This is a genomic window from Pseudomonas mohnii, from assembly GCF_900105115.1.
Lineage (GTDB): Bacteria > Pseudomonadota > Gammaproteobacteria > Pseudomonadales > Pseudomonadaceae > Aquipseudomonas > Aquipseudomonas mohnii.
In genome coordinates, this window is sequence record NZ_FNRV01000001.1 from 4,746,695 (window position 1) to 4,770,281 (window position 23,587).

Annotated in this window: 19 protein-coding genes; 16 read left to right on the forward strand and 3 right to left on the reverse strand. The window is 58.1% G+C overall.

Annotated elements, in window-relative coordinates:
- Positions 1-27 precede the first annotated feature (27 nt).
- The 3 genes from dapC to map form a co-directional block, all read right to left on the reverse strand.
- Positions 28-1,227, reverse strand: coding sequence for a succinyldiaminopimelate transaminase (gene dapC, locus BLV61_RS22010; RefSeq protein WP_047526295.1), 1,200 nt, complete (start codon positions 1,225-1,227; stop codon positions 28-30).
- 167 nt (positions 1,228-1,394) lie between these two features.
- On the reverse strand, positions 1,395-4,097 hold the full coding sequence (locus tag BLV61_RS22015) for a [protein-PII] uridylyltransferase (RefSeq protein ID WP_090467442.1): 2,703 nt from the start codon (positions 4,095-4,097) through the stop codon (positions 1,395-1,397).
- A gap of 45 nt (positions 4,098-4,142) precedes the next feature.
- On the reverse strand, positions 4,143-4,925 hold the full coding sequence (gene map, locus BLV61_RS22020) for a type I methionyl aminopeptidase (RefSeq protein ID WP_090467444.1): 783 nt from the start codon (positions 4,923-4,925) through the stop codon (positions 4,143-4,145).
- Between the two features lie 371 nt (positions 4,926-5,296).
- On the opposite strand from map, the gene rpsB reads away from it, so the two are divergent.
- From rpsB to dnaE, 16 genes are all read left to right on the forward strand, one after another.
- Entirely contained in the window at positions 5,297-6,034 is a 738-nt protein-coding gene (gene rpsB / locus BLV61_RS22025; protein ID WP_047526298.1) for a 30S ribosomal protein S2, read from the forward strand.
- 191 nt (positions 6,035-6,225) lie between these two features.
- A complete protein-coding gene (tsf, locus tag BLV61_RS22030; RefSeq protein WP_047526300.1) occupies positions 6,226-7,092 on the forward strand; it encodes a translation elongation factor Ts in 867 nt (288 codons plus the stop codon).
- A gap of 210 nt (positions 7,093-7,302) precedes the next feature.
- Positions 7,303-8,046 (forward strand): UMP kinase, encoded by a 744-nt coding sequence (gene pyrH / locus BLV61_RS22035; RefSeq protein WP_003222124.1) that lies wholly within the window; start codon positions 7,303-7,305, stop codon positions 8,044-8,046.
- Positions 8,043-8,600 (forward strand): ribosome recycling factor, encoded by a 558-nt coding sequence (frr, locus tag BLV61_RS22040; protein WP_008000041.1) that lies wholly within the window; start codon positions 8,043-8,045, stop codon positions 8,598-8,600. Before pyrH ends, frr begins: the two co-directional genes overlap by 4 nt.
- Positions 8,601-8,613: 13 nt before the next feature.
- On the forward strand, positions 8,614-9,369 hold the full coding sequence (uppS, locus tag BLV61_RS22045) for a polyprenyl diphosphate synthase (protein ID WP_047526310.1): 756 nt from the start codon (positions 8,614-8,616) through the stop codon (positions 9,367-9,369).
- Positions 9,369-10,175, forward strand: a complete 807-nt coding sequence (locus BLV61_RS22050; RefSeq protein ID WP_047526313.1) for a phosphatidate cytidylyltransferase — start codon at positions 9,369-9,371, stop codon at positions 10,173-10,175. The genes uppS and BLV61_RS22050 overlap by 1 nt, the downstream gene beginning before the upstream one ends.
- A complete protein-coding gene (gene ispC, locus BLV61_RS22055; protein ID WP_090467446.1) occupies positions 10,172-11,362 on the forward strand; it encodes a 1-deoxy-D-xylulose-5-phosphate reductoisomerase in 1,191 nt (396 codons plus the stop codon). Before BLV61_RS22050 ends, ispC begins: the two co-directional genes overlap by 4 nt.
- 52 nt (positions 11,363-11,414) lie before the next feature.
- The gene (rseP, locus tag BLV61_RS22060) at positions 11,415-12,767 is read left to right on the forward strand and encodes a sigma E protease regulator RseP (protein WP_047526316.1); all 1,353 of its coding nucleotides are present in this window, start codon (positions 11,415-11,417) and stop codon (positions 12,765-12,767) included.
- A 72-nt stretch (positions 12,768-12,839) separates the two neighbouring features.
- The gene (gene bamA / locus BLV61_RS22065) at positions 12,840-15,218 is read left to right on the forward strand and encodes an outer membrane protein assembly factor BamA (RefSeq protein ID WP_047526317.1); all 2,379 of its coding nucleotides are present in this window, start codon (positions 12,840-12,842) and stop codon (positions 15,216-15,218) included.
- A 45-nt stretch (positions 15,219-15,263) separates the two neighbouring features.
- On the forward strand, positions 15,264-15,767 hold the full coding sequence (locus BLV61_RS22070; RefSeq protein WP_007990260.1) for an OmpH/Skp family outer membrane protein: 504 nt from the start codon (positions 15,264-15,266) through the stop codon (positions 15,765-15,767).
- Positions 15,768-15,770: 3 nt separating this feature from the next.
- Entirely contained in the window at positions 15,771-16,826 is a 1,056-nt protein-coding gene (gene lpxD / locus BLV61_RS22075; RefSeq protein WP_047526320.1) for a UDP-3-O-(3-hydroxymyristoyl)glucosamine N-acyltransferase, read from the forward strand.
- Between the two features lie 108 nt (positions 16,827-16,934).
- Positions 16,935-17,375, forward strand: coding sequence for a 3-hydroxyacyl-ACP dehydratase FabZ (fabZ, locus tag BLV61_RS22080; protein WP_007940511.1), 441 nt, complete (start codon positions 16,935-16,937; stop codon positions 17,373-17,375).
- A complete protein-coding gene (lpxA, locus tag BLV61_RS22085) occupies positions 17,372-18,148 on the forward strand; it encodes an acyl-ACP--UDP-N-acetylglucosamine O-acyltransferase (RefSeq protein ID WP_047526326.1) in 777 nt (258 codons plus the stop codon). Before fabZ ends, lpxA begins: the two co-directional genes overlap by 4 nt.
- A 2-nt stretch (positions 18,149-18,150) precedes the next feature.
- Complete coding sequence (lpxB, locus tag BLV61_RS22090; RefSeq protein ID WP_090467448.1) at positions 18,151-19,281, forward strand: lipid-A-disaccharide synthase; 1,131 nt, start codon at positions 18,151-18,153, stop codon at positions 19,279-19,281.
- 11 nt (positions 19,282-19,292) lie between these two features.
- Positions 19,293-19,919, forward strand: coding sequence for a ribonuclease HII (gene rnhB, locus BLV61_RS22095; protein WP_060541039.1), 627 nt, complete (start codon positions 19,293-19,295; stop codon positions 19,917-19,919).
- 84 nt (positions 19,920-20,003) lie between these two features.
- Positions 20,004-23,525, forward strand: coding sequence for a DNA polymerase III subunit alpha (gene dnaE, locus BLV61_RS22100; protein WP_047526330.1), 3,522 nt, complete (start codon positions 20,004-20,006; stop codon positions 23,523-23,525).
- Positions 23,526-23,587 lie beyond the last annotated feature (62 nt).

The following is a 23,587-nucleotide window of genomic DNA, read 5'->3' on the forward strand; positions in this document are numbered from 1 at the left end:
CAAGCTCGCCCCTACAAAGGACGCGTGCTATTTACGACGCTGGACGAAGTCACGGATACGTTCCGCGGCTTCGACGCATTCGGCCAGTGGTGCGACCAGTGCCATGCGCACACGGCCTGCGCCCGGGTTGACGCCATCGACATCCCGCGACAGGTAAGAACCCGGCACCACGGTCACGTGCTCCTGTTCGAACAGGTCGCGGCAGAAGGCAGCGTCGTCACCGGCTACATTCGGCCACAGGTAAAAACCGCCATCCGGGCGCTGCACGTCCATGACCGGGCTGAGGATTTCCAGCACTGCGTCATACTTCTCGCGGTACAGGGCACGGTTGGCGCGCACGTGCACTTCGTCGTTCCACGCAGCGACGCTGGCCAGTTGGGTTTGCACTGGCATCGCGCAGCCGTGGTAGGTGCGATACAGCAGGAAGCCTTTGAGGATGTCCGCATCTCCGGCGACAAAACCCGAACGCAGGCCTGGCAGGTTCGAGCGCTTGGACAGGCTGTGGAATACCACGCAACGCTTGAAGTCCTTGCGGCCCAGTTCCACGCAGGCACTGAGCAGGCCGGCCGGCGGGGTTTGTTCGTCGAAGTACAGTTCGCTGTAGCACTCGTCGGCAGCGATCACGAAGTCGTATTCATCGGCCAGGGCGATCAGCTTTTTCAGGGTGTCGACCGGGATCAGCGCGCCGGTCGGGTTGCCTGGCGAGCACAGGAACAGGATCTGGCAGCGTTTCCAGATGTCCGGTGAAACGGCATCGAAGTCCGGGTTGAAACCGTTTTCATCCAGGCATGGCAGGTAATGCGGCTTGGCACCGGCGAGGAACGCTGCGCCTTCGTAGATCTGATAGAACGGGTTCGGGCTGACCACCAGCGCATCGTCGCCACGGTTGACCACGGTCTGGGTGAAGGCGAACAGCGCTTCACGGGTGCCATTGACCGGCAGCACGTTGCGCGCCGGGTCGAGCCAACCGTTCGGGACGTTGAAGCGACGTTCGCACCATGCCGCAATGGCTTCGCGCAGGGCCGGGATGCCGAGGGTGGTCGGGTACACGGCCATCTGATCCAGATTGCTTGCCAGCGCTTCGGCGACAAAGCTTGGCGAGCGGTGTTTCGGCTCGCCGATGGACAGCGCGATCGCGCGCTTTTCCGGGTTTGGCGTGACGCTGCCGAGCAGGGCGCGGAGCTTTTCGAAAGGGTAGGGCTGGAGCTGGGTCAGAGCGTTGTTCATCGGTAGATCTCGTTCGGTGTGGCGGCTGGCCGACCCTTTGCAGGCGCTGGCTTGCCAGCGATGGGCGTTAACGATGACGCGTTTCTACAGGATAAACGCGGCGCCTTTTGTCCATCGCTGGCAAGCCAGCTCCTACAGGGGCGGGCTCCATTCGGGAAATTTGTTATTCAAATGCTGATACGCGACAGTTTGATATCGGGTTCCTGATTGACGCTCAACTGCTCGACGATTGCATCTTGTAACCGGCTGCACAACTGCGGGTCGGATAAAGGCTGGTTGTTGGCATCGGTGATGAAGAAGACGTCTTCCACCCGTTCGCCCAGGGTCGCAATCTTGGCGTTTTGCAGCGACAGGTCGAACTCCAGGAAGATCGTACCGATTCGCGCCAGCAGGCCGGGGCGGTCGGGCGCGGTCAGTTCAAGTACGGTGACCGGGCGCTGTGCATCGTTATGGATCGTGACCTGCGGCGCGAAGGCAAAATGCTTGAGCTGGCGCGGTACCCGGCGCTGGATGATGGTCGGGTAGTCGGCCGGGTTTCGCAGGGCTTCGGTCAGGCCTTCGCGGATCTCCTTGACCCGTGCCGGATTATCGCCGATCGAGTCGCCATCCGCGTCGAGCACAATGTAGGTGTCGAGGGTGAACTGGCTGCTGGAGGTGATGACCCGGGCGTCGTGGATGTTCAGGTTGAGCTGGTCCATCGCGGCCACGGTCACGGCGAAGAAGTCGTGCTGGTCGGGTGCGTAGATGAAGATTTGCGTGCCACCCTCGAACTCGCGCTGAGTGGTCTCCTTGATCAGCACCAGTGGCCCGCCATCGGCTGGCTGCTGGAGGATCGCATCGCTGTGCCAGGCCACGTCGCCAGCGGTGTGGCGCAGGAAATAGTCATCGCCTAATTGCGCCCACAATTGCTCGACGTCGTCCGGATCGGTGCCGCCGCGCACCAGAATATCCAGGGCGGCGCTCTGGGTCTGGCGGATCTGCTCCTCGCGATCGACCGGGTTTTCCAGGCCGCGACGAAGGGCGCGCTTGGTTTCCGTGTAAAGCTGGCGCAAGAGGCTGGCGCGCCAGGAGTTCCACAGCGTCGGGTTGGTGGCGTTGATGTCGGCGACGGTCAGCACGTACAGGTAGTCGAGGCGGGTTTCGTCACCGACGATCTGTGCGAAATCGTGGATCACCTGCGGGTCGGACAAGTCCTTGCGCTGGGCGGTGGTCGACATCACCAGATGATTCTGCACCAGCCAGACGATCAGGCGACTGTCCCACAGGGGGAGTTGGTGGCGCTGGCAAAAAGCTTCGGCATCCACGGCGCCGATATCCGAGTGGTCGCCATGCCGGCCCTTGCCGATGTCGTGGTACAGCCCGGCCAGGTAGATCAGCTCGGGTTTGGGCAGTTTGCCCATGAGCTTGCTGGCCAGCGGGAATTTTTCCGACACTTGCGTGTATTGCAACTTACGCAGGTGTTTGATCAGGTTCAACGTGTGGGCGTCGACCGTATAGATATGAAACAGGTCGTGTTGCATCTGCCCGACGATGAAGCCGAATTCCGGCAGATAACGCCCGAGGATGCCGTAACGGTTCATCCGTCGCAGGTTGCGATGGATGCCGATCTTGCACTTGAACAACTCGATGAACAGGCTGGTGTTGCGAATGTCGTTGCGGAAATCGTCGTCGATCAGGTGACGGTTTTCGCGCAGCAGACGAATGGTGTCGGCGCGCACGCCCTTGATTTCCGGCTGCTGGGCCATCAGCACGAAGATCTCCAGCATGGCAAACGGGGTGCGACGGAACACGTTGTCGTTGCGCGCCTCGATGTAGCCATCGTGGAGCTGGAATCGCGAGTTGATCGGCTGCGGCGGCGCTTGATCATCCGGTGCGAGGATGACCTCTTCGAAGTGCTGGATGATCAGGTCGCTGAGCTGGGCAATGCTCATCACCACCCGGTAATACTGCTGCATGAAGTTTTCGATGGCTTGCTTGGCATCGTCGCCTTCGAACCCCAGCAGCTTGGCAATGGTGCGCTGGTGATCGAACAGCAGGCGGTCTTCCGAGCGGCCGGCGAGCATGTGCAGGGCGTAACGCACTTTCCACAGGAATTCCTGGGAAGACGCCAGCAGGGCGTTTTCGCTCTCTACCAGGAAGCCTTCGCCGGCCAGTGCGCGCAGGTTCAGGGTGCCGTACTCGCGACGAGCCACCCATAGAATCGTCTGAATATCCCGCAGTCCGCCCGGCGAGCCTTTGACGTTGGGTTCCAGGTTGTATTCGGTGTCGTTGTACTTGTGGTGACGGGCCTTCTGTTCGGCCCGCTTGGCCAGGAAGAAATCCTTGCTCGGCCACATGTGTGCGGTGCTGGTGACGTCGAGCATGCGTTGGCGCAAGCGCTCGGGGCCGGCGATGGTGCGGCTTTCCATCAGGTTGGTGATGATCGTCAGGTCGGCGCGGGCCTCCTGGGCACATTCGTCGACCGAGCGAACGCTCTGACCGACTTCCAGGCCGATGTCCCACAGCAGCGTCAGAAAACGCTCGATGGAGTCACGGAAAATTTCATGATCGGCGCTGTCCAGCAGGATCAGCAGATCGATGTCGGAGTAGGGGTGCAATTCGCCCCGACCATAGCCGCCGACTGCAACCAGCGCGATGTCGGCGTCTTCACTCCAGTCGAACTGTTCCCAGGCCTTTTGCAGGATGTTATCGACGAACCAGGCGCGATCCTCGATCAACCGGCGAATGTCCCGGCCGCTGCGAAAGCGCCCGTCGAGCACCTCGCGGGCCTGGCGGATCGCCTTCTTGAAAGCCGCGATCGGGCTTGCCTTCAGGGCCAGTTCAGCCTGGAACTGGCCGCGATCGAAGAGTTCTGGATCCACCTGCGGCATCGATTGGCTTTCCTTTCTGTAAGGCTGGGAATGGAGCGGGGCGGATCAGGCCGAAACGCGCGGGATGGTGTCATCGCTGCGCAAGGTAAAGATCTCGTAACCGGTCTCGGTCACCAGCAGCGTGTGTTCCCACTGTGCCGACAGCTTGCGATCCTTGGTGATCGCGGTCCAGCCGTCGCCTAGGACCTTGGTGTCAGCCTTGCCCTGGTTGATCATCGGCTCGATGGTGAAGGTCATGCCGGCTTGCAGTTCCATGCCGGTGCCCGCGCGGCCGTAGTGCAGGATCTGTGGCTCTTCGTGGAAAACTTTACCGATGCCGTGACCACAGAATTCGCGAACCACCGAGAAACCGTTCTTTTCAGCGTGTCTCTGGATGATTTCACCGATGTCGCCGAGGCGGCAACCGGGTTTGACGATTTCAATCGCCTTGTACATGCATTCCTGGGTCACTTGCGACAGACGCTCGGCCCAGACCGGCACGGTGCCGACGTGGAACATGCGGCTGGTATCGCCGTGGTAGCCGTCCTTGATAACGGTGACGTCGATGTTCAGGGTGTCGCCATCCTTCAGCGGCTTGTCGTTCGGGATGCCGTGGCAGACCACATGGTTGATCGATGTGCAAATCGACTTCGGGTACCCCTTGTAGTTGAGCGGGGCAGGGATGGCTTTCTGCTCGTTGACAATATAGTCGTGGCAGATCTGGTTCAGTTGATCGGTGGTCACACCCGGCTTGACGTATTCGGCAATCATTTCCAGCACATCGGCGGCCAGTTTGCCGGCGACGCGCATTTTTGCGATGTCCTCGGGGGTTTTGAGGGTGACGGTCATACAGGCTCTCTCTGCGCTCGATGGCGCTTTCTCAACGAAAAGGGCGTTGCGCAATCGAACTTCGCAGCCCTGAAAAACGCAATTCTAACAGACGATCGGGGCAAATCCGCCGCTCTGTGAATCGCTTCTCTCCATACAATGGTGCATTGTGGGCCGATTCCAAGGGCGGGAACTGTGTGGTCGCCAGGATTTCAGAATCCGGGTTTCGTTTTTTCCTCCCTTGTGATATAAAATGCGCCGCTTTCCGGGGATGCCCCGAAAAGCCTAAATCCACACACGTGTCGACACGATGACCTGGGTGCCTTCAGCTGATGCTGCTGGTTGGTCATTGGGATACGTGGAGGCCAAACCCGACTTATTAAGGAACTATCATGTCCCAAGTCAACATGCGCGATATGCTGAAGGCCGGTGTGCACTTCGGTCACCAGACCCGTTACTGGAACCCGAAAATGGGTAAATACATTTTCGGCGCGCGTAACAAGATCCACATCATCAACCTTGAAAAAACCCTGCCAATGTTCAACGAAGCTCTGACTTTCGTAGAGCGCCTGGCCCAGGGCAAAAACAAGATTCTGTTCGTCGGCACCAAGCGTTCCGCTGGCAAGATCGTTGCTGAAGAAGCAGCACGTTGCGGTTCGCCGTACGTCGATCACCGCTGGTTGGGCGGCATGCTGACCAACTTCAAAACCATCCGTGCTTCCATCAAGCGTCTGCGTGACCTTGAAGTACAAGCCGAAGACGGTACTTTCGCCAAGCTGACCAAGAAAGAAGCGCTGATGCGCTCCCGTGACCTGGAAAAGCTGGATCGTTCCCTGGGTGGTATCAAGGACATGGGCGGTCTGCCAGACGCTCTGTTCGTTATCGACGTTGATCACGAGCGCATCGCGATCACCGAAGCCAACAAGCTGGGCATCCCGGTTATCGGCGTAGTCGATACCAACAGCAGCCCGGAAGGCGTTGACTACATCATCCCAGGCAACGATGACGCAATCCGCGCTATCCAGCTGTACATGGGTTCGATGGCTGACGCTGTTATCCGTGGTCGCAACAACGTTTCTGGCGGCACCGAAGTTTTCGTTGAAGAAGCTCCGGTAGCTGCAGCTGAGTAATTAACGCCCCTGGCGTTGACTCAGTAAGCAAAAAGGGGGCTTGGCCCCCTTTTTGCCACCTCGGAAACCATTTGTTGGCGCCCTCTGCTTCATCTGTAACGTGCGGCAGCTAACAAGGGTGGTTCGGGAAGAATTGAACGCCCGTTCGATCGGGTGGAATGGTTGATAACCTATCCAAGAGGAATTTTGAAATGGCAGAGATTACTGCAGCGTTGGTCAAAGAACTGCGCGAGCGTACTGGCGAAGGCATGATGGACTGCAAAAAGGCCTTGACCAAGGCTGGCGGCGACATCGAAAAAGCCATTGATGACATGCGTGCTTCGGGCGCCATCAAGGCTGCCAAAAAAGCTGGCAACGTTGCCGCTGAAGGCGCAATCGCCATCAAGGCTGACGACAAGTCCGCCGTTCTGCTGGAAGTTAACTCGCAGACCGACTTCCTGGCCCTGCAAGACGACTTCAAGAACTTCGTTGCTGCCAGCGTAGAAAAAGCTTTCGACGAAAAACTGACCGACGCAGCTCCGCTGATCGCCGCTCAGGAATTGGCTCGTGAAGCCCTGGTTGCCAAAGTTGGCGAAAACGTCAACATCCGTCGTCTGGTACGCGTAGAGGGTGACGTTGTCGGCACCTACCTGCACGGTAACAAGATCGGTGTTGCTGTTGTTCTCAAGGGCGGCGATGTACAGCTGGCCAAAGAGATCGCCATGCACGTGGCGGCAAGCAACCCTGAGTTCCTGCTGCCATCGCAGGTTTCGCCAGAGGCCATCGAGCGCGAGAAGGGTGTTTTCATGACCCTGAACGAAGACAAGATGAAAGGCAAACCAGCAGAAATCGTCGAGAAGATGATCGCTGGCCGTATCACCAAGTTCCTGGCCGAAGCCAGCCTGGTCGAGCAAGCTTTCGTCATGAACCCGGAAATCACCGTTGGTGCCCTGGCCAAGAAAGCTGGCGCAGAAATCGTTTCCTTCACCTACTTCAAGGTCGGCGAAGGCATCGAGAAGCCAGTTGACAACTTCGCTGAAGAAGTTGCTGCTCAGGTTGCGGCTGCTTCCAAGCAATAAGACGGTTTTTTAACTGTCGCCCTGAAGAGGCTGCCCGCTCACGCGCGCAGCCTCTTTTCAGATGGGGCACCAATTTTTAATTGGTTTCCTTTTGGAACTGACTTACAAAGCCATGTTCCGATGGCGCTGAAGCAGCGCCAAGCTAGAGTGAACGCCAGCTGAAAACAGCTCGCAAAGAATTTTTAAAATACGCCGCAGGAGAGATTCGCAATGGCTCAGCAGGGCAGTGGTTATCAGGCTCGCTATAAACGCATTCTACTCAAGCTTAGCGGCGAGGCCCTGATGGGCTCGGAAGAGTTCGGGATCGATCCGAAAGTTCTGGATCGCATGGCGCTGGAAGTTGGCCAACTGGTCGGCATCGGTGTTCAGGTCGGTCTGGTGATCGGCGGCGGTAACCTGTTCCGTGGCGAAGCGCTGAGCAAGGCTGGGATGGATCGGGTCACTGGCGACCACATGGGCATGCTGGCCACTGTGATGAACGCCTTGGCGATGCGCGATGCGCTCGAACGTGCCAATATCTCGGCCATTGTGATGTCGGCCATTTCCATGGTTGGCGTGACCGATCACTATGATCGCCGCAAGGCCATGCGTCACCTGAACTCCAAGGATGTCGTGATTTTCGCAGCCGGTACCGGCAACCCGTTCTTTACCACGGATTCGGCAGCCTGCCTGCGTGCAATCGAAATCGATGCCGATGTCGTGCTTAAGGCGACCAAGGTCGATGGCGTCTACACCGCTGACCCATTCAAAGACCCGCATGCCGAGAAGTTCGATCATCTGACCTACGATGAAGTACTGGATCGCAAGCTGGGCGTGATGGATCTGACGGCCATTTGCCTGTGCCGCGACCACAAGATGCCGTTGCGCGTATTTAACATGAACAAGCCCGGCGCCCTGCTGAACATCGTGCACGGTGGCGCTGAAGGGACCCTGATCGAGGAAGGCCAACAATGATCAACGAAATCAAGAAAGACGCTCAAGAGCGCATGCAGAAATCCGTGGAATCGCTGGCGCACAACTTCGGTCGTATTCGTACCGGCCAGGCGCATCCAAGCATTCTGGAAGGTGTCATGGTGCCGTATTACGGCTCCGACACGCCGATCAAGCAAGTTGCGAACATCACTGTCAAAGACGCTCGCACCCTGCAAGTCGTTGCCTTCGAGCGCAATATGCTGGGTGCAGTGGACAAGGCGATCGGTAGCGCTGGTCTGAACCTCAATCCGACCAACCTCGGTGAGTTGCTGCTGATTTCCATGCCTGCCCTGACTGAGGAAACCCGTAAGGGCTTCACCAAACAGGCTCGCGATGTTGCTGAAGACGCCCGTGTTGCGGTGCGCAACATCCGTCGTGACGCGAACAGCCAGCTCAAGGATCTGGTCAAGGAAAAGGAAATCAGTGAAGACGAAGAGCGTCGCGCCACTGGCGAAATCGACGATCTGACCAAAAAGTTCGTGGCTAAAATCGATGCGGATTTGGCGCAGAAAGAAAAAGACCTGATGGCCGTATAAGGGTCACGTTTTCATGGAAAAGACCAAGCAGATTGCACCGCCTGCGGTGCCGCGCCATGTCGCGATCATCATGGATGGTAATAATCGCTGGGCGAAAAAACGCTTTATGCCGGGTATCGCCGGGCATAAAGCGGGTGTGGATGCGGTTCGTGCGGTCATCGAGGTGTGCGCCGAGGCGGGGGTCGAAGTACTGACCTTGTTCGCGTTTTCCAGTGAGAACTGGCAGCGCCCGGCCGATGAGGTCAGTGCCTTGATGGATCTGTTCTTCAAGGCATTGCGTCGTGAGGCCAAGCGCCTCAACGACAACAACATCAGCTTGCGCATCATTGGCGACCGTTCGCGTTTCCACCCGGAGCTTCAGGCTGCGATGCGTGAAGCCGAGAACATGACCGCAGGCGCCAATCGCTTCGTTCTGCAGATCGCCGCCAATTACGGCGGTCAGTGGGATATCGCGCAGGCGGCGCAGCGCCTGGCTCGGGAAGTTCAGGCGGGGCACCTGCGACCCGAAGACATCACCCCGGAATTACTGCAAACCTGTTTGGCTACCGGTGATCTGCCGTTACCGGACTTGTGCATCCGTACCGGTGGCGAACACCGCATCAGCAATTTTTTGCTGTGGCAGCTGGCCTATGCCGAATTGTACTTCTCCGACCTGTTCTGGCCGGACTTCAAACACGACGCCATGCGTAACGCGCTGGCCGATTTCGCATCTCGCCAGCGTCGCTTCGGTAAAACGAGCGAGCAGGTCGAGGCTGGAGCCCGGGTTTAATGCTCAAACAACGAATCATCACCGCGCTGATCCTGCTGCCGATTGCCCTGTGCGGTTTCTTCCTTCTCGAGGGGTCTGCCTTCGCGCTGTTCATCGGATTGGTAGTGACCCTGGGGGGCTGGGAGTGGGCTCGCCTGGCGGGTTTCAATGAGCAGTCGATGCGCGTTGCTTATGCCGCAGCCGTCGCGCTGATGCTGTTTGTCATGCACCTGTTGCCGGGGCTCGCGCCCTGGATACTGGGGGCTTCGGTGCTCTGGTGGGGCATTGCGACCTATCTGGTGCTGACGTATCCACGCTCCAGCGATCACTGGGCCAGTGCGGCCTGCAAGCTGGTGATCGGACTGCTGATTCTGCTGCCGGCCTGGCAAGGCCTGGTCCTTATCAAGCAGGAGCCCCTGGGGAACTGGTTGATCATGGCGGTGATGGTGCTGGTCTGGGGGGCTGATATCGGCGCGTATTTTTCCGGTCGGGCGTTCGGCAAGCGCAAGCTGGCTCCGCTAGTCAGCCCGGGCAAAAGTTGGGAAGGCGTTTATGGTGGTTTGGCGCTGAGCCTGATCATCACTGTTCTGGTCGGGTTTTTCCGTGACTGGACGGTTGCGGAGCTGTTCAAGGGTCTGATCGGCGCGGCGTTGATCGTGTTTATTTCAGTCGTGGGCGACCTTACCGAAAGCATGTTCAAGCGCCAGTCAGGGATCAAGGACAGCAGTAATCTACTGCCGGGACACGGCGGCGTACTGGATCGGATCGACAGTCTGACCGCCGCGATCCCTGTATTTGCCGTACTGTTGTGGATGGCTGCACCGTGAGCCGCCCACAGCAGATTACCGTGTTGGGGGCGACGGGTTCGATCGGTCTGAGCACCCTTGATGTCATCGCTCGCCATCCTGCGCGCTATCAAGCTTACGCCTTGAGCGGCTTCACACGATTGAGTGAGCTGCTGGCACTGTGCGTGCGTCATACTCCGCGATTCGCTGTAGTGCCTGAAGCGGCGGCTGCTCGAGTGTTGCAGGATGATCTGCGTGCGGCAGGTCTTTCGACCCGGGTTTTGGTGGGGGAGGACGGTCTGTGTCAGGTCGCCGCCGACCCGGAAGTCGATGCGGTGATGGCGGCCATTGTCGGCGCGGCGGGTTTGCGTCCGACCTTGGCTGCAGTCGAGGCTGGCAAAAAAATCCTCCTGGCCAACAAGGAAGCACTGGTAATGTCCGGTGCGTTGTTCATGCAGGCTGTGCGCAAAAGTGGCTCGGTGTTACTGCCGATCGATAGTGAGCACAACGCGATTTTCCAGTGCATGCCGCAGGATTTTGCCCGAGGTCTGGGGGCGGTCGGTGTGCGTCGGATTCTGCTGACGGCATCGGGTGGCCCGTTCCGGCAGACACCCATGGCTGAGCTGGCACATGTTACCCCCGAGCAGGCCTGTGCTCATCCGAATTGGTCCATGGGGCGCAAGATTTCGGTCGACTCGGCCAGCATGATGAATAAAGGGCTCGAACTGATCGAGGCCTGCTGGCTGTTCGATGCCAAGCCTTCCCAGGTCGAAGTGGTGATTCACCCGCAGAGCGTCATTCATTCGCTAGTCGACTATATCGATGGCTCAGTGTTGGCTCAATTGGGTAATCCTGACATGCGCACGCCAATCGCCCATGCGCTTGCCTGGCCGGAACGGATCGATTCGGGTGTGGCGCCGCTCGATCTGTTTGCCATCGCGCGTCTGGACTTCCAGGCGCCCGATGAGGAGCGTTTTCCTTGCCTGCGCCTGGCCCGTCTGGCGGCCGAGGCAGGCAACAGTGCACCGGCCATGTTGAATGCGGCCAATGAGGTCGCGGTTGCGGCCTTTCTCGACGGACGGGTTCGCTACCCGGAAATCGCGAGTATCATCGAGGAAACCTTGAATCTCGAGCCTGTGGTAGCAGTGGATGATCTCGCGGCAGTGTTCACGGCAGACGCGAAGGCGCGTGTGCTGGCCGAACGATGGTTGAGTCGTCACGGACGATAAGTGTGCAATGCGTTGGCCCATGCAGCAGCGGATAGGAATGCGGAGAAAATAGATGAGCGCGCTCTATATGATTGTCGGCACCCTGGTAGCTTTGGGCGTGCTGGTTACCTTCCACGAGTTCGGCCATTTCTGGGTCGCGCGTCGCTGTGGGGTCAAAGTGCTGCGCTTCTCCGTTGGCTTCGGAATGCCACTGCTGCGCTGGCACGACAAAAAAGGCACTGAGTTCGTTTTGGCTGCCATCCCGCTGGGTGGCTACGTCAAGATGCTTGACGAGCGTGAAGGCGAAGTACCTGTCGATCAACTCGACCAATCCTTCAATCGAAAATCCGTCCGTCAGCGTATTGCCATCGTAGCGGCTGGGCCGATTGCCAACTTCCTGTTGGCCCTGGTGTTTTTCTGGGTGCTGGCCATGCTCGGCAGCGAGCAGGTGCGCCCGGTCATCGGGGCTGTAGAGTCTGGCAGTATCGCCGCCAAGGCCGGTTTGAACCCGGGTCAGGAAATTGTTTCCATCGACGGTGAGCCGACTTCCGGTTGGGCGGCGGTGAATTTGCAGTTGGTCCGTCGACTCGGGGAAAGCGGTTCCCTGCAAGTGTTGGTTCGTGAACAAGGCTCCACGGTCGATTCTCCGCGTGAGCTGGCTCTTGATAAATGGCTCAAGGGGGCTGATGAGCCGGATCCGATTCGATCGCTGGGTATCCGTCCCTGGCGTCCGGCGTTGCCGCCGGTCCTGGCTGAACTTGATCCAAAGGGCCCGGCGCAGGCTGCTGGCCTGAAAACCGGTGACCGACTGCTGGCGCTGGACAGCAAGGCACTGGATGACTGGCAGCAAGTGGTCGACACCGTCCGTATGCATCCTGATACCAAAATCATGCTGCGGGTCGAGCGCGAGGGTGCTCAAATCGACGTCCCTGTGACACTGGCTGCGCGTGGCGACAGGAAGGCACCGAGCGGTTACCTGGGGGCTGGGGTCAAGCCTGTCGACTGGCCGCCGGAGATGATTCGGGAGGTCAGTTACGGTCCGGTGGCCGCGATTGGGGAGGGGGCGCGGCGTACTTGGACCATGAGCCTGCTGACCCTGGATTCGCTGAAGAAAATGTTGTTCGGCGAGCTCTCGGTAAAAAACTTGAGTGGACCGATAACCATTGCTAAAGTGGCGGGCGCTTCGGCCCAGTCGGGTGTTGCTGATTTCCTGAATTTCCTTGCTTATCTGAGTATTAGCCTGGGAGTTCTGAATTTGCTGCCCATTCCTGTGCTGGATGGGGGGCATTTGTTGTTTTATCTGATTGAGTGGGCGCGTGGTCGTCCCTTGTCGGATCGGGTGCAAGGTTGGGGGATACAGATCGGTATCAGTTTGGTGGTCGGAGTGATGTTGCTTGCTCTGGTCAATGATCTGGGTCGTCTGTAACGTCGCTGAATTGCGAATCTGCCGCATTTTGCGGCAGTTTGTTTATTGCCAGTTGGAATAAGAAAGGACTTCATGAAACGTCTGCTGCTAACTGCGGTTCTCACCGTATTGATGATCGCCGAAGTTCACGCCGAGTCCTTCACTATCTCTGATATTCGCGTCAATGGCCTCCAGCGGGTCTCCGCGGGTAGCGTCTTTGGTGCTTTGCCGTTGAACGTCGGTGAACAGGCGGATGATCATCGCCTGGTGGAATCCACTCGTGCGTTGTTCAAAACCGGTTTCTTTCAAGATATCCAGCTGGGCCGCGATGGCAACGTCCTGGTTATTACTGTAGTCGAGCGTCCGTCGGTCGCCAGTATCGAGATCGAAGGTAACAAGGCGATTTCCACAGAGGACCTGATGAAGGGCCTCAAGCAGTCCGGTCTGGCCGAAGGCGAGATCTTCCAGCGTGCGACCCTTGAAGGTGTACGTAACGAGCTGCAGCGCCAGTACGTCGCTCAGGGTCGCTACTCCGCCACCGTCGACACCGAAGTGGTACCTCAACCGCGCAACCGCGTCGGTTTGAAGGTCAACATCAACGAAGGCACCGTGGCGGCTATCCAGCACATCAACGTGGTGGGCAACACGGTCTTCCCGGATGAAGACCTGATCGACCTGTTCGAACTCAAGACAACCAACTGGTTGTCGTTCTTCAAGAACGACGACAAGTATGCTCGTGAAAAACTGTCCGGTGACCTGGAGCGTCTGCGTTCCTACTACCTGGACCGTGGCTATATCAACATGGATATCGCTTCGACCCAGGTGTCCATCACTCCGGACAAAAAGCACGTCTATATCACCGTCAACATCAACGAAGGCGACAAGTACACCGTTCGTGACGTCAAGTTGAGCGGTGACCTGAAGGTTCCAGAGGATCAGGTCAAGTCCCTGCTCCTGGTGCAGAAAGGCCAGGTGTTCTCGCGCAAGCTGATGACCACGACGTCCGAGCTGATCACCCGTCGTCTGGGTAACGAGGGTTACACCTTCGCCAACGTCAACGGCGTACCGCAGCCTCATGATGAAGACCACACCGTAGACATCACCTTCGCTGTCGATCCGGGCAAGCGTGCTTACGTCAACCGCATCAACTTCCGTGGCAACACCAAGTCCGAGGACGAAGTGCTGCGCCGTGAAATGCGCCAGATGGAAGGCGGTTGGGCGTCGACTTACCTGATCGACCAATCCAAGACACGTCTGGAGCGACTGGGCTTCTTCAAGGAAGTCAACGTTGAGACGCCGGCCGTACCTGGCGTCGATGACCAGGTGGATGTGAACTACAGCGTTGAAGAACAAGCGTCCGGTTCGATTACCGCCAGCGTCGGTTTTGCCCAGAGTGCCGGTTTGATCCTTGGTGGTTCGATTACCCAGAACAACTTCCTGGGTACGGGTAACAAGGTCAGCATCGGCTTGACTCGCAGCCAATATCAAAGTCGCTATAACTTCGGTTATGTCGACCCGTACTGGACCGCTGATGGTGTGAGCCTGGGTTACAACGCCTTCTATCGCACCACCGACTACAAAGACCTTGATGTCAACGTAGCCAGCTACGCCGTTGACAGCCTGGGAGCGGGCGTCAGCGTCGGTTATCCAATCAGCGAGACGTCGCGTCTGACCTTCGGATTGACTGCGCAACAAGACAAGATCAAGACGGGTCTTTACACCGTCGACGAAATTTTCGACTTCGTTAACCAGCAAGGTGATCAGTATCTGAACTTCAAGGCCTCGGCCGGTTGGTCCGAGTCCACATTGAACAAAGGCGTACTGGCGACCCGTGGTCATTCCCAAAGCCTGACTGCGGAAGCGACAACCCCGGGCAGCGATTTGTCGTTCTTTAAACTGGATTACCGCGGTCAATTGTTCCAGCCGTTGTCTGAAAACTACACCATGCGCCTGCACACCGAACTGGGTTATGGCGATGGTTATGGTTCCACTGATGGCTTGCCGTTCTATGAAAACTACTATGCTGGTGGTTTCAACTCGGTTCGTGGCTTCAAGGACAGCACTTTGGGGCCTCGCAGTACCCCGAGCCGGGGCGTGAACCCGGGAACAGCAGTCGATCCAGACCAGGATCCATTGCCGTTTGGTGGTAACGTCCTGATTCAGGGTGGTGTAGAACTTCTGTTCCCGTTGCCGTTCGTGAAAGACCAGCGTTCGTTGCGCACCTCGGTATTCTGGGATGTGGGTAACGTGTTCGATTCGACCTGCAAGCAGAGCACCAATGCCGATGGCTCGAAGTCCAACACTCAATGTAACGACGTCAGCCTGAGCAATATGGCCAGTTCTGTGGGTGTTGGTGTGACTTGGGTGACCGCCCTTGGTCCGTTGAGCTTCGCGTTAGCGATGCCAGTTAAAAAGCCGGACAGCAATGCCGAGACTCAAGTGTTCCAATTCTCCCTCGGCCAGACGTTCTAAGCGTCTGACCCAAGATAACGACAATGGATTTTGTAGGAGTGCATCGTGCGTAAGTTGACTCAATTGGTTCTCCTGGCTTCCGTACTGGTAGCAGGCCCGGCTTTTGCCGACATGAAAATCGCCGTTCTGAACTATCAGATGGCCCTATTGGAATCCGATGCGGCCAAGAAGTACGCCGTGGATGCCGAGAAAAAATTCGGTCCTCAACTGACCAAGCTCAAGACACTGGAAAGCAGTGCCAAGGGTATTCAGGATCGTCTGATGGCCGGTGGCGACAAAATGCAGCAAGGCGAGCGTGAGCGTCTGGAGCTTGAATTCAAGCAAAAGGCTCGTGACTTCCAGTTCCAGTCCAAGGAACTGAACGAAGCCAAAGCCGTTGCCGACCGTGAAATGCTGAAACAGCTCAAGCCGAAACTGGACAGCGCTGTGGAAGAAGTCATCAAGAAAGGTGCTTTTGACCTGGTCTTCGAGCGTGGCGCAGTGATTGATGTCAAGCCTCAGTACGACATCACGCGCCAGGTTATCGAGCGCATGAATCAGCTGAAGTAATCCATGACTGCGACTATCAAACTCGGCCAACTGGCCGAGTTCCTCGGTGCCACATTACGTGGCGACGCGGAGAAGGCAATTACTGGGCTAGCCACCTTGCAGGAGGCTGGCCCAACTCAGTTGAGCTTTCTCGCAAATCCCCAATACCGTAAATACCTGGCAGGCAGCCAGGCTGCAGCCTTGTTGCTGAAAGCCTCTGATGCTGAGGGGTTTGTCGGTAATGTGTTGGTGGTGCCTGATCCATACGCTGCCTACGCGCGCATTTCTCACCTGTTCGATCCCAAGCCCAAGGCGGCGGCCGGTATTCATCCGACCGCAGTCATTGCGGCGGACGCGGTGGTCGATCCGGCGGCGAGTATCGGAGCGTTTGTAGTCATCGAGAGCGGTGCGCAAGTTGCCGCGGGGACAACCGTTGGCGCGCACTGTTTCATCGGTGCTCGTAGCGTCATTGGCGAAGGTGGCTGGCTCGCTCCCCGTGTCACGCTGTATCACGACGTTCGCATCGGCAAACGAGTGGTCATCCAGTCGGGTGCCGTACTCGGTGGCGAAGGCTTTGGTTTTGCCAACGAAAAGGGTATCTGGCAGAAAATTGCCCAGATCGGTGGCGTTCTGGTCGGTGACGACGTGGAAATTGGCGTGAATACTGCCATCGACCGCGGCGCGCTCGCCGATACCATCATCGGTAATGGCGTTAAGCTCGACAACCAGATTCAGATCGCCCACAACGTCCAGATTGGTGATCACACGGCCATGGCCGCGTGCGTGGGAATTTCCGGCAGCACCAAAATCGGCAAGCATTGCATGCTCGCCGGTGGCGTAGGTCTGGTGGGACATATCGATATTTGCGACAACGTTTTCATTACCGGGATGACCATGGTGACTCACTCGATCACCGAGTCAGGTTCCTATTCTTCCGGTACGGCAATGCAGCCAGCGGCCGAGTGGCGCAAAAGCGCGGCCCGTATCCGTCAGCTCGATGACATCGCACGGCGTTTGCGACAGCTGGAAAAGCAAGTAGGGGAAGTGACCCCTGACGGTAATGCTTCTTCAGATGGCTGATACCATTTCCATATCAAATGTGCGCAGCCGCTAGACTGTGTCCTTGATTTGCTAGAGGAGTGCGCGTAAGTCGCGCGCTCCCAATCTTTACATAGGCTTCCCCCCGAAATGATGGACATCAACGAGATTCGCGAATACCTGCCTCACCGTTACCCGTTCCTGCTGGTGGACCGGGTCGTGGATCTGGATGTGGAAGGCAAGCGCATTCGCGCCTACAAGAATGTCAGCATCAACGAACCTTTCTTCAATGGTCACTTTCCGGCGCATCCGATCATGCCGGGCGTACTGATCATCGAAGCGATGGCTCAGGCTGCCGGGATCCTTGGTTTCAAGATGCTCGACGTGAAACCGGCCGATGGCACCCTTTATTACTTCGTCGGTTCCGACAAGCTACGCTTCCGCCAGCCGGTGTTGCCGGGTGATCAGTTGATTCTTGAAGCCAAGTTCATCAGCTGCAAGCGTCAGATCTGGAAGTTCGAGTGCCAGGCTTCGGTCGACGGCAAGCCAGTCTGCTCAGCTGAAATCATCTGCGCGGAACGTAAACTATGAGTTTGATTGACCCTCGCGCAATCATCGATCCGACGGCCGTCCTGGCTGACGGTGTCGAGGTCGGGCCGTGGTCGATCATCGGCGCAGGTGTGGAGATCGGCGAGGGGACGGTTATCGGGCCGCATGTGATTCTTAAGGGCCCAACCCGAATCGGTAAGCACAACCGCATCTATCAGTTCTCCTCGGTAGGTGAAGACACGCCTGATCTGAAGTACAAGGGCGAAGAAACTCGCCTGGTGATCGGTGACCACAATGTCATTCGCGAAGGCGTGACCATTCACCGTGGAACCATTCAGGATCGTTCGGAAACCACCCTGGGCGATCACAACCTGATCATGGCCTATGCCCACATCGGTCACGACAGCGTCATCGGAAACCACTGCATTCTGGTCAACAACACCGCACTTGCCGGTCATGTGCACGTTGAAGACTGGGCGATCCTGTCCGGGTTTACCCTGGTTCACCAGTATTGCCACATTGGTGCCCACAGCTTTTCCGGCATGGGTACCGCCATCGGCAAGGACGTTCCCGCGTTCGTTACGGTGTTCGGCAATCCGGCCGAAGCCCGTAGCATGAACTTCGAAGGCATGCGCCGTCGCGGTTTCAGCGAAGATGCGATCCACGCCCTGCGTCGTGCCTACAAGGTGGTCTATCGCCAGGGCCTGACAGTTGAGCAAGCACTCGCCGAACTGGCCGAACCTTCGGAGCAATTCCCGGAAGTTGCGGTGTTCCGTGACTCCATCCAGTCTTCGACGCGCGGCATCACCCGCTAATCATGGCCAATCTGCGTATTGCGCTGGTGGCGGGTGAGGCTTCCGGTGACATTCTGGGCGCGGGGCTGATGCGTGCGCTCAAGGCTCAACACCCGGCAATCGAATTCATCGGTGTCGGTGGCCCGCTGATGCAGGCTGAAGGTTTGACTTCATACTTCCCGATGGAGCGCCTGTCGGTCATGGGCCTGGTGGAGGTCCTTGGCCGATTGCGCGAATTGCTGGCACGTCGCAAGAAACTGGTCGCAGACCTGATTGCCGCAAAGCCGGACGTGTTCATCGGAATCGATGCCCCGGATTTCAATCTCAATATCGAACTCAAACTGCGTCAGGCCGGGATCAAGACCGTGCATTACGTCAGTCCGTCGGTCTGGGCTTGGCGACAGAAGCGTGTGCTGAAGATTCGTGAAGGTTGCGACCTGATGCTGACGCTGTTTCCGTTTGAAGCAAAGTTCTATGAAGAGAAGGGCGTGCCAGTGCGGTTTGTCGGGCACACCCTGGCCGATGCTATTCCGCTCGAGGCCGACCGTGCCGCAGCGCGGGCCGAGCTTGGATTGCCTGACGGGCCGTTGGTCGCGCTGATGCCCGGCAGTCGCGGCGGCGAAGTGGGCCGTCTGGGTGCATTGTTTCTCGACACGGCCCAACGCCTGCGGGCACTGCGTCCTGGCGTGCGGTTTGTCTTGCCGTGTGCCAACCCGCAGCGTCGCGCGCAGCTTGAAGAGCTGTTGGTCGGCCGCGATCTGCCGCTGACCTTGCTCGATGGCAAGTCCCACCTGGCCTTGGCCGCGTGTAACGCAGTGCTGATCGCGTCCGGAACGGCAACGCTTGAAGCCCTGTTGTACAAACGCCCAATGGTGGTCGCTTATCGCTTGGCGCCGCTGACGTTCTGGATTCTCAAGCGGATGGTGAAAAGCCCCTACGTCTCCTTGCCGAACCTGCTGGCCCAGCGACTGCTGGTGCCCGAGTTGCTGCAAGACGATGCGACGGTCGAAGCGCTGGCCCAGACCCTGTCGCCGCTGATCGAGGGTGGGGAAGAGCAAACTCGCGGTTTTGACGAAATCCACCGTACCTTGCGTCTGGATGCCTCTAATCAGGCGGCGGATGCGGTGCTGAATTTGATCGGCCAAGCACAATGAGTAAAACAAGCATGCAGATGGGGCTGGATTTCACCTTGGTCGCTGAAGTGGAAGAGTTGGTTGCCGGCGTCGACGAGGTCGGTCGCGGCCCGCTCTGTGGCGCCGTGGTGACTGCGGCTGTGATCCTCGATCCGAACCGTCCGATTCTCGGCTTGAATGACTCGAAGAAGCTCACCGAAGCTCGCCGGGAAAAACTCTACGATGAAATCTGCGAGAAAGCCCTGAGCTGGTGCATCGCCCGCGCGGAAGTCGAAGAGATCGACGAGCTGAACATACTCCATGCCACCATGCTGGCCATGCAGCGCGCGGTAGCAGGGCTGCATATACAGCCGAAACTCGCGATGATCGACGGTAATCGTTGCCCGAAATTGCCGATGCGCGCCGAAGCGGTGGTGCAGGGTGATGGCAAGGTGCCAGCCATCGCGGCTGCATCGATTCTGGCCAAGGTCAGTCGTGACCGTGAAATGGCTGCGTTCGAATTGATTTATCCCGGCTACGGCATTGGCGGGCATAAAGGTTACCCGACGCCAGTCCATCTTGAAGCGCTCGCTCGTCTGGGGCCGACCCCGATCCATCGGCGCTCGTTTGCCCCGGTGCGCTTGGCGTATGAGGCGCGGGAAAGCCTGATCGAGAGTTAGCAGCAAGGCTGATTTTTTTTGCCAAGGCCCGGTACAATCCGGGCCTTGTTGTCTTCACGTTTCTAGTTTCTAGACAGGATCACTATGCCGGCTTCATTCGTTCATCTACGCCTGCACACTGAATATTCCCTGGTCGACGGTCTGGTGCGGATCAAGCCGCTGGTCAAGACCCTGGTCGGCATGAACATGCCTGCCGTTGCGGTCACCGATCAGAACAACATGTGTTCCCTGGTCAAATTCTATAAAGCCGCCATGGGCGCGGGAATCAAGCCGATCTGTGGCGCCGACCTGTGGTTGTCGAACAAGGATCCGGACAATCCGCTGAGCCGGATCAGCCTGCTGGTGATGAACGCCGAAGGTTATCGCAACCTCACCGAGCTGATTTCCCGCGGCTTTATCGACGGCCAGCGCAACGGTTCGATCATCATCGAGCGCGAGTGGGTCGCTGAAGCCAGCGCAGGCTTGATCATGCTGTCGGCGGCGAAAGAAGGCGAGATCGGCCAGGCGATGCTCAGTGGCAACCCGGACGAAGCCGAAACCTTGGCGCGCGAATGGATGGAGGTGTTCCCGGACCGCTTCTATCTGGAAATCCAGCGTACCAATCGCCCCAATGACGAAGAGCAACTGCACGGTGCCGTGGCGCTGGCCGAGAAAATCGGTGCGCCGCTGGTGGCGACCAACGATGTGCGCTTCATCAAGCAGGAAGACTTCGCCGCCCACGAAACTCGCGTTTGCATCGGTGAGGGCCGCGCGCTTGACGATCCGCGGCGTTCGAAGAATTACAGCGATCAGCAGTACCTCAAAAGCGCCGAGGAAATGGCCGAGCTGTTCAGCGATATTCCCGAAGCGCTGGAAAACACGGTCGAGATCGCCAAACGCTGCAACATCGAAGTCAAACTGGGCACGCACTTCCTGCCCAACTTCCCGATTCCCGATGGCATGACCATCGACGAGTATTTCCGCAAAGTCTCGTTCGATGGCCTTGAGGAGCGTCTCGCGGTCCTGCTGCCCAAGGACACCACTGAAGACTACGAGGCCAAGCGTCAGGTCTATGTCGATCGACTGAATTTCGAGCTGGATATCATCATCCAGATGGGATTCCCGGGTTACTTCCTGATCGTGATGGACTTTATCCAGTGGGCCAAGAACAACGGCGTACCGGTGGGGCCAGGCCGTGGATCGGGTGCCGGATCGCTGGTGGCTTATGTACAGAAGATCACCGACCTCGACCCGCTGGAATATGACCTGCTGTTCGAACGTTTCCTTAACCCGGAACGGGTCTCCATGCCCGACTTCGACGTCGACTTCTGCATGGACGGGCGCGATCGGGTGATCGACTATGTGGCCGAAAAATACGGCCGCAACGCGGTAAGCCAGATCATCACCTTCGGTTCGATGGCGGCAAAGGCGGTGGTGCGTGACGTGGCGCGGGTGCAGGGCAAGTCTTATGGCCTGGCGGATCGTCTGTCGAAGATGATTCCGTTCGAAGTCGGCATGACCCTGGAAAAGGCCTACGAACAGGAAGAAATTCTGCGTGACTTCATCAAGGTCGATGAAGAAGCCGCTGAAATCTGGGAGATGGCCCGCAAGCTCGAAGGCGTTGTGCGTAACGTCGGCAAGCACGCCGGTGGTGTGGTGATCGCTCCGACCAAATTGACCGATTTCTCGCCGATCTATTGCGATGAAGCGGGCGATGGCCTGGTGACCCAGTTCGACAAGGACGACGTTGAAGCCGCCGGGCTGGTGAAGTTCGACTTCCTTGGCCTGCGGACCTTGACGATCATCGACTGGGCCCTGAAAACCATCAACCGCGACCGCGCGAAGGTCAACGAGCCGCCGCTGGATATCGCGTTTATCCCGCTGGACGACAAGCCGACCTACACGCTGCTGCAAAAAGCCGAAACCACGGCGGTGTTCCAGCTCGAATCCCGTGGCATGAAAGAGCTGATCAAGAAGCTCAAGCCCGACTGCCTGGAAGACTTGATCGCACTGGTGGCGCTGTTCCGTCCTGGCCCGCTGCAATCGGGCATGGTGGACGACTTCATCAACCGTAAACACGGTCGTGCCGAACTGGCATACCCGCACTCGGATTACCAGTACGAAGGCCTCAAGCCCGTGTTGGCGCCGACTTACGGCATCATCCTGTATCAGGAACAGGTGATGCAGATTGCCCAGGTCATGGCCGGCTACACCCTCGGCGGTGCAGACATGCTGCGTCGGGCGATGGGTAAGAAAAAGCCCGAAGAAATGGCCAAGCAGCGTGGCGGCTTCATTGAAGGTTGCGCCACCAACAATATCGATGCCGACCTGGCCGGTAACATCTTCGACCTGGTGGAAAAATTCGCCGGTTACGGCTTCAACAAATCCCACTCCGCGGCTTATGGTCTGGTCTCGTACCAGACGGCATGGCTCAAAACGCACTACCCGGCGCCGTTCATGGCGGCGGTGCTTTCGGCGGATATGCACAACACCGACAAGGTCGTGACCTTGATCGAGGAAGTGCGCACGATGAAGCTGCGCCTCGACGCACCGGATGTGAACACTTCAGAGTTCAAGTTCACGGTGAACGACGAAGGCCGGATCATTTACGGATTGGGCGCGATCAAGGGCGTGGGCGAGGGGCCGGTCGAAGCGATCACCGAAGCGCGCCTGGAGGGGCCGTTCAAGGATCTGTTCGATTTCTGCGCCCGGGTCGACCTCAAGCGCATCAACAAACGCACCCTCGACGGCTTGATCCGCAGCGGAGCGCTGGATCGTCTTGGCCCGTACTTCCACGATGAGCCGAAGGCTTATCAAGCCAATATCGACCGTAACCGTGCCGTCCTGCTGACCGCGATGGAAGAGGCGATCAAGGCTGCCGAGCAGACTGCCCGTACCCACGACAGTGGCCATGCCGACCTGTTTGGCGGTCTGTTCGTCGAAGAAGATGCCGATGTTTACGCCAACCATCGCAGAGCCAAGGAGCTGACCCTCAAGGAGCGGTTGAAAGGGGAAAAAGATACCCTGGGCCTGTACCTGACCGGTCACCCGATCGACGAATACGAAGGTGAAATACGCCGTTTCGCCCGTCAGCGCATCATCGATCTCAAGCCTGCGCGCGATACCCAGACGGTCGCCGGCATGATCATCGCCCTACGGGTGATGAAGAACAAAAAGGGCGACAAAATGGGGTTCATCACCCTTGATGACCGTTCCGGGCGGATCGAGGCATCGTTGTTTGCCGATGCGTTCCATTCCGCGCAATCGCTGTTGCAGACTGATGCAATGGTGGTAGTCGAAGGCGAAGTCAGCAACGATGATTTCTCCGGCGGCCTGAGGTTGCGGGTGAAGCGGGTGATGAGCATGGAAGATGCGCGTACCAACCTGGCTGAGAGCCTGCGCCTGAAGTTGCACGCCAAAGATTTGAAAGGTGATCAGCTACGCTGGCTGGGTGAGCTGCTCAAGCGCCACCGTGGTGCGTGCCCGATCACCATGGACTACACCAGTCCCGATGCGAAAGCCTTGCTGCAGTTCGGTGAAGGCTGGCGAATCGATCCGGCGGATGCGTTGATTCAAGCCCTGCGTGACCAGTTCGGGCGAGACAACGTCTTCCTCCAATACCGTTGACGGTCAGTGCTGTTGGATGGCCCTGGCCTTGACCTGAATTTTTAATCTCGACCTGAACGCGC